7 protein-coding genes are annotated in these 12,783 nt (G+C 44.9%); 4 read left to right on the forward strand and 3 right to left on the reverse strand.

Features of this window, described 5'->3' with window-relative positions:
* The first annotated feature begins 82 nt into the window (after positions 1–82).
* Entirely contained in the window at positions 83–4,312 is a 4,230-nt protein-coding gene (locus tag HPS55_RS00880; RefSeq protein WP_172173662.1) for a translocation/assembly module TamB domain-containing protein, read from the forward strand.
* A gap of 126 nt (positions 4,313–4,438) precedes the next feature.
* Here HPS55_RS00880 and nrdG read toward each other — a convergent pair whose 3' ends face one another.
* The 3 genes from nrdG to HPS55_RS00895 form a co-directional block, all read right to left on the reverse strand.
* Entirely contained in the window at positions 4,439–4,906 is a 468-nt protein-coding gene (gene nrdG / locus HPS55_RS00885; protein WP_172173665.1) for an anaerobic ribonucleoside-triphosphate reductase activating protein, read from the reverse strand.
* A gap of 31 nt (positions 4,907–4,937) precedes the next feature.
* The gene (nrdD, locus tag HPS55_RS00890) at positions 4,938–7,031 is read right to left on the reverse strand and encodes an anaerobic ribonucleoside-triphosphate reductase (RefSeq protein WP_172173668.1); all 2,094 of its coding nucleotides are present in this window, start codon (positions 7,029–7,031) and stop codon (positions 4,938–4,940) included.
* Between the two features lie 194 nt (positions 7,032–7,225).
* Positions 7,226–8,185, reverse strand: a complete 960-nt coding sequence (locus HPS55_RS00895; protein ID WP_172173671.1) for a LuxR C-terminal-related transcriptional regulator — start codon at positions 8,183–8,185, stop codon at positions 7,226–7,228.
* 410 nt (positions 8,186–8,595) lie between these two features.
* On the opposite strand from HPS55_RS00895, the gene HPS55_RS00900 reads away from it, so the two are divergent.
* The 3 genes from HPS55_RS00900 (at position 8,596) to HPS55_RS00910 (ending at position 12,603) form a co-directional block, all read left to right on the forward strand.
* Entirely contained in the window at positions 8,596–9,933 is a 1,338-nt protein-coding gene (locus HPS55_RS00900; protein WP_172173674.1) for an NADP-specific glutamate dehydrogenase, read from the forward strand.
* Positions 9,934–10,523: 590 nt separating this feature from the next.
* Positions 10,524–11,747 carry a mannonate dehydratase gene (uxuA, locus tag HPS55_RS00905; protein WP_172173677.1) on the forward strand — a complete coding sequence of 408 codons (1,224 nt, stop codon included), beginning with the start codon at positions 10,524–10,526 and terminating at the stop codon, positions 11,745–11,747.
* 43 nt (positions 11,748–11,790) lie between these two features.
* Positions 11,791–12,603, forward strand: coding sequence for an SDR family oxidoreductase (locus HPS55_RS00910; protein ID WP_172173680.1), 813 nt, complete (start codon positions 11,791–11,793; stop codon positions 12,601–12,603).
* The last annotated feature ends 180 nt before the right edge of the window (positions 12,604–12,783 follow it).

Here is a 12,783-nt window from a genome sequence, read left to right on the forward strand (position 1 = left end):
ACATGTAGGCCGCGTTGATTTAGGCTTTTTCAACCGTCTGATAATCGATGACGTAGTGATATACGACCGGCAGCATAAAGAAATGATAAAATCCGCAAGGCTTTCGGCAAAGATCGAACTAATACCATTGCTAGAAAACAGGATTTCAATATCCTCCGCACAGATGTTCGGAACAGACTTCATATTATATCAGACAACTGAAAACGAGGCTCCCAATTTCCAGTTTATTATAGATGCTCTGTCATCCAAGGATAATAACAATAACGAATCTTCGTTTGACTTACGTATCAATACATTTATAATGCAACATAGCAGTTTGAAATTCGACCGCTATGATATGGCTCCGACAAACTCAAAACTGAACATAAATCACATTGACCTTAATAACATAAGTGCACACATATCCATAAAGGCATTGAACGAAGACTCATTGAATTTCATCATCAAAAAACTTTCTTTTAAAGAAAACAAATCAAATCTGCAAATAAACAGACTGTCACTTAAAATGGAAGGGAACAGAAGAAAATGTAATTTACATGACTTCACACTGAAAATGCCTGAAACAGACATCCGCATTGACAATATCAACGCAACATACAGATTCAAAGAAAATACATTGGTAAAGTCATCGCTGAAATATCATGGTAATATCGAATCCGGAAAAATCAATCCGTCAGACTTCGCTTTCATCCTTCCACCACTAAAAAGACTTACCATCCCTCTGAACTTGTCATCAAACTTTCATGGCACTTATTCAAAATTTCAAATGGACAAGTTTATTGTAAGTTCACCGTCTGACGATATAGACATAAATATAAAAGGATGGATAAGCGGCTGGAACAGAATCATCCCAAACAGTAATGTAACAATAAAGAATATAAGTGTTTCGTCAGAATTGATAAATACTATCAATCACATTATGAAGAACACAGGCAATAACTTTCCGGATATACTCACACGGTTAGGAAACATCAATATACACGGAACCTTAAGTTCCAACGATGGCGTATTGAAAGCAAAAAGCAAACTTGAAACCGAGGCAGGATCCGTTGATGTGGACATGTCTTTGTCTGAAGACAAATCTATCTCCGGCAGTATTGTCACCCAATCCGTCAATCTTGGACAAATACTAAATAACGAAAGATTCGGATCTTTCACAGCATCCGCATCCATACAAGGATCGTTACAAAACAACGGGCATCGCAAACTGGACATAAACGGCAATATTCCAAAATTTGAATTCAATGGATACCAATACAGCGACATAACAATCAGAAGTCTGCTGAAAGACAACAGTATATCCGGAAGGCTCGACATCAACGACTCGCAAATAAAGATGCATGTCGATGGAACGGCAGAAAAAACTAAAGAATTGTCAGACATAAGATTTACAGCCTCAGTAAGAAACTTCTCTCCATCAGCCACAAGACTCACCGACAAATGGGGAGACGCAGTGTTCAATACCGATATAAGTACAACCCTCAAGGGCCGTGACATCGAGCATGCCATTGGAGAGGTGTCACTCTGCAATTTCTCTTTACTGTCATCAGAAGCAAAATACATATTAGACAAAATGGAAATCAGTTCAACCATTGATGCAGACAGAGAACGACATCTGATGATGAACAGTGACTTTGGTACCGCAAGACTCTCTGGTAGATTTGATTACAATACTATATATCAAAGTATTATAAACATAATAAGAAAAAGACTGCCAACCATTCCCGGACTACCCGCTATAAGCAATAACACTCATAACAGGTTTGACATAGAGGCAAATATCTCAAACACCGAATGGATCGAGAAAGTATTCAACATTCCGCTACACATAAACAATGCCATAGACCTGACATGCAGTGTCAATGAAACGGAAAAGGACATATTCATAGATTGCAGCCTACCCTCTTTCAGATATGACGGCAAAGAATACCGCAACGGAAAAATCTCCGTGACATCCAACAATGATTCCCTGCATAGTAAAGTTGGAGTAATAAAGATAATGGACAACGGTCAGAATATGAAACTGAATCTGACCGGCAATGCAGCCGACAACTCTCTGCACACATCTTTCTCATGGGACAATTGCAATACAGGGAACAGAATCAGCGGATGTTTCAATGCCGAAACCAGATTCAGTGGTGACAGCAAAGAAACAGCCAATGCTTCCATAACGATACAACCGTCACATATAAACCTGAACAACTCAACATGGAACATCGAGCCGTCTACCATCACATATACAAAAGACAATGTGGACATTGACAGATTCGCCGTAACTAACGACAAACAACATATCATTATCAACGGTAAAGCATCAAAGACTTCCGAAGATTCCATTACAATAGACTTGCACGACATAGATGTAGAATATATCCTTGATCTTGTAAACTTCCATTCGGTCGACTTCAGCGGCCGTGCCACAGGTACCGCCTGTATATCAGCTCCATTCGGCAATATGAAAGCACACGGCAATATCATTGTCAATGACTTCAGATTTGAAAACGGACGTATGGGCGTTCTTAATGCAAATGTGAAATGGGACAATGAAGAGAAACAGATAAATATAAACGCCATTTCTACCGACGGCCCGGAAGTAATGACATGTATCGACGGTTATATATCACCCAAACGTAGCTATATAGATCTGGGAATAAAGGCCATAGGTACATCCATAGAATTCATGAAATCATTCACGAGCAGTTTCATAAGCGACATCAACGGACAGGCCAATGGCGAAGTAAGACTGACAGGACCGCTGAAAGCCATCAACCTTGTCGGAGAACTTGTAATAAACGGTGACGCCCATATCAAATCCACCAACTGCAAATATTATCTCCGCAACGATACAGTGACTTTCATTCCTGACGAGATTGAACTGCACGACATTCCGATATTTGATATACACGACAACATGGGTATAATGTCCGGAGGCATACACCACAAACATCTCACCAGATTGTCATACGACCTTTTTGTAAAAGCTGACAATCTGTTGGCCTACGATTTCCACAGCTTCGGTGACGAAACCTTCTATGGCACCGTATATGGTACCGGTAATGTCGGTATACACGGACGCAGCGGTGAGTTGGACATCAATGTAAACATCACACCAAACAGCAAATCAACATTCGTATACAACGTGTCAAACCCCGATGCCATATCAAAACAAGAGTTTATCAACTGGAACGATGTGACATCCGCTACATCCGGATATCCAAATGAAAAGCAGCGGGAGAAGAAAACGGCGGCACAGCCAAACATTCTTACAGACACACACATCAACTTCTTGATAAACTGCACTCCCGACGTCACCGTAAAACTACTCATGGACAACAAGACCAATGACTATATCACCCTCAACGGAAACGGTGTACTGAGAGCATCATACTACAACAAAGGAACATTCAATATGTTCGGAACATATGTGGTAGAGCGGGGCACTTACGACATCACCATACAGGATATCATCAAAAAGAACTTCATCTTCAACAAAGGCGGAACCATTGTCTTTGGAGGAGATCCATACAATGCAAACCTCAACTTACAGGCTATATATACTGTCAATGGCGTATCCCTGTCCGACCTGAATATCGGCAACAGTTTCAAAAGCAATACAATACGTGTAAACTGCCTTATGAACATTGGCGGACAACCTATGGCACCCGTTGTTGACTTCGACATCGACATGCCGACCTTGGGTAGCGACGAGAAACAGATGATCAGAAGTATCATCAACAGCGAAGACGAAATGAACCAGCAGGTTCTGTATCTGCTGGGAATAGGCCGCTTCTACCCGCAGGAAGCCAACAACTCGTCGGCCATGGACAATCAGCCCAGCCAGACATCACTTGCCATGCAGGGACTACTCTCCGGTACCATATCAAGCCAGCTCAACACCATGCTCAACACCGTGATAAACAATAACAACTGGAACTTCGGGGCCAATATATCTCCCGGTGACGAAGGATGGAACAATGCCGAATACGAAGGACAGCTAAGCGGCCGTCTGCTCAACAACCGACTTCTCATCAACGGCCAATTCGGATACAGAGACAATCAGAAGAATGCCAGTACAAGCTTTATAGGCGACTTTGACGTACGCTATCTGCTCTTTCCGAACGGAAATCTGTCTATAAACATATACAACAAGACCAATGACCGTTATTTCACAAAGTCAAGCCTGAACACTCAGGGCATAGGCCTTACAATGAAGAAAGACTTTGTTAATCTTAAAGACCTGTTCGGAATTAAGAAAAAGAACCGTAAACCAAATTCCAACAAAGGCAGAAAAAAGAATCAATCATATAAATAGGTCATAGCAATCGGTTTATATACCTGATACAAAAACACGGATACACAGAGTTGCTTGTTTTTCTCTGTGTATCCGTGCTTCTGTATTCGGTATTCTCTGCATAACCGGATTTAAAAGACCTGTTCGTTATACATCCCAAAACCGCGATGTGATATCAATAAAGCCTCCCCCGTCACAATTCTTATATAACCTCTGATTGGTTGTACGCTTTTTCAGACTACCCAAATGCCTGATATATGGTCCAAGCTTTATATAATCAAAATTGTCTCTACATACACCACGCGGTACCTTTGCCCTGCCACTATACCATGCTACCTTCAAATCCGAATATGCACTGTGCATATAGCACGCCAATTCGTTTAGATACAACGGATCGGCATCACCTCCCATAAAGCAGACACAGGTTATGTCTGATTCATAGTCGCTTATCAGCCTGTCAAGTGCCGACGGAGTCAACGGTTGGCCGATATCCTCCCATAGATAACTGCTATGGCATCCCGGACAGTGACATGGACATCCCGACAGATTTATAGAAAGAGTGACCTCATCGGGGATTTCCTGAAAAACGACACCGGTATTTACATATTTAAGCATATATACTTTGAAAAAAGCACAGACCTGAAAATTACTCCGCCGTAGCGTAATATCTTTTTGCCGCCTCTTTCTGACGAGCTTCAGAGAAATTGCTCACACGCTTGAGATATCCTATTATACGTGTCATGTAATCCACATTTCTTGAATGACAATGCGGACACTCGTGCAAGTAGCGCTTGTCTATTGCACCACAGTCATTGCATACCGTGTTGGGGATATTGAACGTGAAATAGTTACATCCTTCCTTTGCCGCCACATTCAGCAACCGGCGATACTGTGCCTGTGACAGATGCTCTTCAAGATTCATATGCAGTGCCGAACCTCCTGTAAGATGCTGGATATAAGGTGCTCCATGCAGTTTGAACTTATCAATGATATTCAACGAATCGTCTTCAACTATGTAGAAATAACTGTTATAACAGTCACGCGGCACGAAATACCCGTCTTCCCTATCCCATTTTGCATGCTTCACACCCACATTCTCTGCAGGAATCATTTCACAATTGAACATCACCTCCTTCGTTCTGTACTCCTTGTTTTTCTTCTCCACAAGTCCGAGTACTGTCTGAACGAATTTAAGGTAATCAGGATTGTCATTGATTTGGATTCCCATGTACTCGGCAGCCTCCACCAATCCGTTGACACCTATAGTGAGATATTGGCGCGAAATATTGATATATCCGGCATCGAAAAGCGGAAGCATTCCGTTTTTCCATAGAGCTTTCAAATTCTCGTTGTAAGCCAGCTGAACCTTGTGACACAAGTCGATGATATCCGTAAGAAAATCCGTATAGCTGAGATTGTTGTTCACGGCATACTGTATACAGCGGTTAAGATTGATGGTGAGCACACTCTTTGATCCCGTGGACACCCCTCCTGCACCCAAGGTATAACTGAAACCGTTGTCCTGTATTTCATTGCGCAACCGGCAACAGCTTGACAGCGAGTCCGCATTGTCACTCATATATGTAAAGAATGAATGTCCTTCCGAATACATCTCGGCTGTAAAATCACCCCATTCCTTGTCTACCAAATCTCCGTTTTCACTCAACAGGGCCATCGTCTCAACAGGAAATGTAAGCACGGTCTTCGTACGCTCCTTGTTGAACCATTTCATAAAGCGCTTCTGCAACCAGCTCAGTCCCTCCCAATCCGGCTTGCTCCCATCGGGAAAATAGAAATCGCCGAACAGGCTCTCGAAGTACGGTTTGTCATAATATGCAATATTCCAGAACACAGCCTGATAGTTGCGCGCTCCCGTAGGCTGGTTGATGGAATACACAATCTGCTCAAAACAGTCGGTAATCATCTTGTCTACAGTGCGCTGCTTGTTTGACAGGTCTACAACCTTGTCTGCAATCTTATAGTATTCTTTGCCATATTCCAGACCGATGAAGTAATTCAGATACATCAGAAACTCAGGCGTTGCACATGCCCCGCTAAGCATGCTCGACACCATGAACACCATGTTTACAAATCCTCCGCAGAAAGATTTCAGATTTGTCGGTGCTGTCGAGTTGCCGCCTATCGACATTGTTCCGCCGATAAGCCATGGATACATCGTTATCGATGCACAATAGTTTGCCAGACTCGTCTCGTCGTTCTTATATATGAAATGGTGGTTGAGCAGGTCCATATACCGGTCTGCCAGTTCCTTGCCGTACATCTTTTTGATACGGTCGGTCAGCAACCGCCGGTTCAGACGGATGAAGTTTGATTTGGGCAATTCTCCGATAAGCGTGGCGATATTCTTATGCTCAACATTGGCATTGGCGTCATACTTTGAGCCTGTCGCCGCATTGGCAGCCTCACAATAATCAGCAAGAAACTTCAGCTTCTCCATCGTCTCACGGTCTTCCGTATGTCGCTGCCTGTATAGCATGAACGATTTCGCAACCCTGTAATAGCCCTCTTTCATCAGTGACTCCTCTACCTGGTTCTGTATCTCCTCCACAGTGATGCCTTCGTGAATATCAAGATGGCTCAGTATCTTGGAAATACACCCTAAATCAGCAGGTTCATCCACAGACTCGAATGCCTTTATGATGGCATTCATTATTTTGTCAAGCGAAAAACGGTCGGCCGAACCGTCTCTTTTGGTAATTGTGAAACTGTTTATTTCCATTATTGTTTTCTTTTTTGGAAAACTTTTCTTTCTATATCAAGACAAAAGTTTCCCGTTTTTGATAATTCCAGATTTATGATTTGGTTTTAAAATATCCGTTTACGGCTATGCGAAAGCGAACGCAAAGATACAATAAAATCCGGTATTCCCTACCGGATTCAATATAAAAATATCAGTTGGTCCGTAAAGTTTTCCTAAAGCTTTACAGTCGAAATATCCACCAGTCCATTAACTATTGCATAAATGGTAAGCCCTGCCGGACTGTGTATCTGCAACTTACGGGCAATGTTGCGGCGATGCGTAATGACTGTATTTACGGATATGCAAAGATGGTCTGCTATTTCTTTGTTTGCCATTCCCTGCACCAGTGCCACTATCACGTCGCGCTCGCGTTCGGAAAGCATGTCCGAACAGTCGGTTCCGCTTTTGAAAACCATCGTCGAAATGTTCTTGGTCACATCATTTTGTTTGTGCAACTGCTCCAGACGACGTATTGCCGGAACAAATATCTTGTCTTCAACCTGAGCATGCAGACTTAACCATTCCTCATTATTATATATATCGTGCAGTGTTGCCATCAGCATATTGTTACGGCGCGAATCGCCTGGCATATACTTGATGATTAGCATCTTCAGTTCTTTCAGCTTGGCAGCAGGCTCCTCATGGTTCTTGGAGAATGTCTCTATGCTGTACTCTCCGACGGATTCTCCCCCAATCAGAGAATTGACGTATGGGAACAGCGTTTTCTTCTCGAACAGCATGTGCTTTCTTATCTCGCAGGCATACTCGTCAAACAGTTTCATCATCAACATCCCCAACCTGTCCCTCTCGTCTATCGACTCTGCAAGTTCACGGCGTATGAACGGCAACTGAAAATCAAGGTAATACACATGGCTGGCTTCCAGATAATGCAGCAACGTTGGAACGGACAGCTGCTCGTCATTGTCAAAATCGGAATATCCGTTGATGGTCAGATTTACCACTGCAAGAAATGTATAAGTATCTACTCCGTTGTCCTCGCATATCTCCTGCACGGTCTTGTCGCCGAATCCAAGATTTATCCCGAAACTTCCCAACGACTGCAACAGATCGTAATTGTCCTTTATGAGCGATATCATCTTGTCGCTTGCCTCATATATCTTTTGCTTCTTCATATCTTAAGTATGCCTGCTTATACCTTAACATAACAATCATCAACACCGACACCAACGGAAAAGCACGGTTTACAGTATGTGCCTCTGTAATGTATGACAAATATTGTTTACGGGTGCAAAATTACAAAATAAATCATTATGCGACAATAGTCATTAATGGGTATTCGATTCATGGAGGCCAATACGTATATAATCAATATTGGGTACTACAGCATGACAGCATATGCTATACATTTGTCACGCACCCATATTTACACATGCCATATTTTTTCACGAAACTCTATATTTGTAGCAAAATGATATTATATTTGCATTTTCTTTGATAAAATGTTTGATATTTAAAGAAAATACTATAACTTTGCATCCGATTAACAAGAACAGACATCAAATACCTAAAAAGGAAAAAGATTATGAACGCAACACAAGTTGTAGAGGAACTTAAAAGAAGATTCCCCAATGAGCCTGAATATATACAGGCAGTAAGTCAGGTACTTCCGACAATAGAGGAAGAGTATAACAAACATCCGGAATTTGAGAAATCAAACCTTATCGAACGCTTGTGCATCCCGGATCGCGTGATTCAATTCCGTGTGACATGGGTTGACGATAGCGGCAAGGTAAACACCAATATGGGATACCGCATCCAGCACAACAACGTGATCGGTCCTTACAAGGGAGGCATACGTTTTCATAAGTCAGTAAACCTGGGAATATTGAAATTCCTCGCTTTTGAACAGACATTCAAAAATTCCCTCACCACCTTGCCGATGGGAGGTGCCAAGGGAGGCTCCGATTTCTCGCCACGCGGCAAGAGCGATGCCGAGGTCATGCGCTTCTGCCAGGCGTTCATGAACGAACTCTACCGCCATATAGGCCCAGACGTAGACGTGCCCGCAGGCGACATAGGAGTAGGAGGCCGCGAGGTTGGCTACCTGTTCGGACAATACAAGAAGCTGACACACGAATGGAGCGGAGTGCTTACCGGCAAGGGACGCGAATTCGGCGGTTCTCTCATCCGTCCGGAGGCCACAGGATACGGAACCGTATACTTCCTTCTGTCAATGCTTGACACACGCTCCATCGAACTGCAAGGCAAGAGCGTCCTGATCTCCGGTTCGGGAAATGTTGCGCAGTATGCAGCAGAGAAGTGCATACAGCTCGGGGCCAAGGTCCTCACACTGTCAGACTCCGACGGCTATATCTACGATCCCGACGGAATAGACCGCGAGAAGCTCGACTATGTAATGGAACTGAAGAATATAGAGCGCGGACGTATCAAAGAATACGCCGACGAATATCCCAATGCTGTTTATCACGCCGGAGAAAGGCCATGGAACGAAAAAGCTGATATAGCCCTGCCGTGCGCAACCCAAAACGAAATCAACGGTGACGAGGCTAAGGCGCTCGTGGCAAATGGAATCATAGCCGTAGCAGAAGGCGCAAACATGCCTTCAACACCCGAGGCCATCGAAATATTCCAGAATGCCAAGATATTGTATGCTCCCGGAAAGGCATCCAACGCCGGCGGTGTGTCGGTTTCGGGCCTCGAAATGAGCCAGAACTCGGAACGTCTCAGCTGGACTTCGGAAGATGTGGACAACCGTCTGAAACTGATTATGAAAGACATTCACGACAATTGCGTGAAGTACGGAACAGAAGCCGACGGATACATCAACTACGAGAAAGGTGCCAATGTTGCCGGATTCATGAAAGTGGCAAAGGCCATGATGGCACAGGGCATCGTGTAATTTTACAGAAAGAAGCAAACCAACAAAAGAACAACAGCACAGAGACACTGAGATACAGAGAACAATACGAAACTCTGTATCTCAGTGTCTCTGTTTCGTAAAAGAGTGCGAAAGTGCCGCTTTGAGAGTGCGAAAGTGGCACTTTCGCGTCCTCAAAGTGCCACTTTCGCACTCTCAAAGCGGCACTTTCAGTATATGATATGGCAGGTTTTGTCATTCATCTTGTTATCCGACTGACTCATTTAACACGTTTCTTTGCTTCAAAAACACGAATTCCACACCAAAAAGCCGTTTTTTGGCACTTCCGAACGACATTCCCTACCGGCATCCGTACAGAAAACTCGCGCGAAACGGGCAAAAATAATTCTCCAATCTCCCCGCCAAATAGAAACACGACAAAAAAAACACCATACTTTCAATCTGTAAGTTCATATAAAAGCTGTTTTTGCAAACGTTTACATCAATAAAACCCTGTCATCATCACAACATAACACATTTTTTAGTATCTTTGCAGTGACGAAAGCCATAATAAAGAAAAACAATCAAAGAAGACAATATAGCAACAACTTAATCATATTTTTTATCTAATAATGGAAAGAACTTGGAGATGGTTCGGCAAGAACGACAAAATCACACTTGCCATGCTAAAAGAGATAGGCGTGGAGGGCATCGTGACCGCACTTCACGACGTGCCGCTGGGCGAAGTATGGAGCCGCGAAAAGATACGCGACTTGCGTGAATATATCGAAAGCTACGGCATGCGCTGGAGCGTGGTGGAGAGCCTGCCTGTGGTGGAGAGCATTAAATACGGAGGCCCAGACCGCGACGAGCAGATAGAGCGCTACAAGGAGAGCCTGCGCAATCTTGCCGCCGAAGGCATACATACCATTTGCTACAACTTCATGCCTGTGCTGGACTGGGCACGCACCGACCTGTCCCACCCCAACCCCAACGGCACTACCAACCTGTACTTTTCATTTGCCGAATTCGCTTATTTCGACATACACATCCTGAAGCGCAAGGGAGCCGAGAAAGACTGGGCCGACTTCCGCATAGAAGGTGTGGAACGCGACATACTGGCTGAGGTAAACGAAATCAGACTCCGTATGACTGCCGAGGACGACCGGAAACTGGTGGAAAACATCGTAATCAAGACCCAAGGATTCGTTTCGGGCAATTTCAAGGAAGACGACGACCACCCCGTGGAACTGTTCCGCCGGCTGCTTGCGCTGTATGACGGCATAGACAAGGAACAGCTGCGCGAGAACATGCGCTACTTCCTCACTGCGATAATGCCCGTATGCGAGGAATGTGACATGTACATGTGCGTACATCCCGACGACCCTCCATTCCCCATTCTCGGACTGCCACGCATTGTAAACTGCGACGAAGACATCGAATGGTTCCTGAACGCCGTTGACAACCCGCACAACGGACTCACATTCTGCGCGGGAAGCCTGTCGGCCGGAGCGCACAACGATGTTGTCAAACTGGCACGCAAGTATGCACGCCGCACATGGTTCGTACACCTGCGCTCATGCCACATCTTCCCCAACGGCGACTTCACTGAGGCAAGCCACCTTGGCGGACGTGCCGACGTGATAGAGCTGGCACGCATATTCGAGCAGACCAACCCCAAGCTGCCCATGCGCGTTGACCATGGCATGACGATGCTCGGCGACGAAGAGCGCGGCTACAATGCAGGCTACTCGTTCCTGGGACGCATGTTCGCCATGGGACAGGTGCAAGGCATACTGGCCACCGTCGACCGCGAGCTCGGCATAGAATACAATCAACCGGGATTCCATTCCTGATTTTCAATTTTCAGATTCCAACTTTTTTAATTCAAGAATACAGATGAACGAACTTTTCAACATCAAAGACTATGTGGTAGTAATTACCGGCGGTACGGGAGTGCTCGGACGGTCGATAGCAAAATATCTGGCACAGAACGGTTCCAAAGTCATAATCCTCGGACGCAAGGAAGACGTCGGCAATGCCATTGCCGATGAGATTGTCAAGGCCGGCGGAATATGCGAGTTTATGAAGACAGACGTGATGTGCCGCGAGACGGTGCAAAAGAACTGTGATGAAATAATGGCCAAGTACGGCCGCATAGACACACTGCTCAACGCTGCGGGCGGCAACATGGCCGGAGCGACCATCGGACCGGACCAGAACTTCTTCGACCTCGACGCAGAGCAGTTCCAGCGTGTACTCTCGCTCAACCTCACAGGCACGGTGATACCGACACAGATATTCCTCAAGCCTATGACAAAACAAGGACGCGGCAGCATAATCAACTTCTCGTCAATGGCTGCATTCCGTCCGATGACCCGAGTATGCGGATATGCCGCGGCAAAAGCCGGCATAAGCAACTTCACGGCATTCATGGCTACGGAGTGTGCCAAGAAATTCGGCGAGGGCATACGCGTGAATGCCATCGCTCCCGGTTTTTTCATTACCGAGCAGAACCGTGCATTGCTGACCAATCCCGACGGCACATACACACAACGCGGACAGGACGTGATACGCCAGACTCCGTTCGGACGAATGGGCGACCCTGACGAACTGTGCGGCACAATACATTATCTGATGAGCGACGCCGCAAAATTCGTTACCGGCACCGTGGCCGTGGTAGACGGCGGATTCAACGCCTTTGCAATGTAACACTATTCCGAGAACATCTTTCGTGCTTTGGCTGTATCAAAATATGGACATCGCACAAAGCAATGATATGTTTTTCACCGCGCCCGTCACACATCTCGTATTTGTACGCAAAACAAACATTGAATAACCGACATGCTACAAGCGAACATATACAAGACATGTGCCGGGCGCAGCGGAAAA

This window comes from Xylanibacter rodentium, assembly GCF_013166575.1.
In the GTDB taxonomy this organism is placed as follows: Bacteria; Bacteroidota; Bacteroidia; order Bacteroidales; family Bacteroidaceae; genus Prevotella; species Prevotella rodentium.

What these genes read in the sequence shown, in the direction of transcription:
- uxuA (WP_172173677.1), top strand. Translation starts at nt 10,524, where the DNA reads ATGGAAAGAACTTGGAGATGGTTCGGCAAGAACGACAAAATCACACTT.
- HPS55_RS00900 (WP_172173674.1), top strand. Translation starts at nt 8,596, where the DNA reads ATGAACGCAACACAAGTTGTAGAGGAACTTAAAAGAAGATTCCCCAAT.
- HPS55_RS00895 (WP_172173671.1), bottom strand. Translation starts at nt 8,185, where the DNA reads ATGAAGAAGCAAAAGATATATGAGGCAAGCGACAAGATGATATCGCTC.
- nrdD (WP_172173668.1), bottom strand. Translation starts at nt 7,031, where the DNA reads ATGGAAATAAACAGTTTCACAATTACCAAAAGAGACGGTTCGGCCGAC.
- HPS55_RS00910 (WP_172173680.1), top strand. Translation starts at nt 11,791, where the DNA reads ATGAACGAACTTTTCAACATCAAAGACTATGTGGTAGTAATTACCGGC.
- HPS55_RS00880 (WP_172173662.1), top strand. Translation starts at nt 83, where the DNA reads ATGATAAAATCCGCAAGGCTTTCGGCAAAGATCGAACTAATACCATTG.
- nrdG (WP_172173665.1), bottom strand. Translation starts at nt 4,906, where the DNA reads ATGCTTAAATATGTAAATACCGGTGTCGTTTTTCAGGAAATCCCCGAT.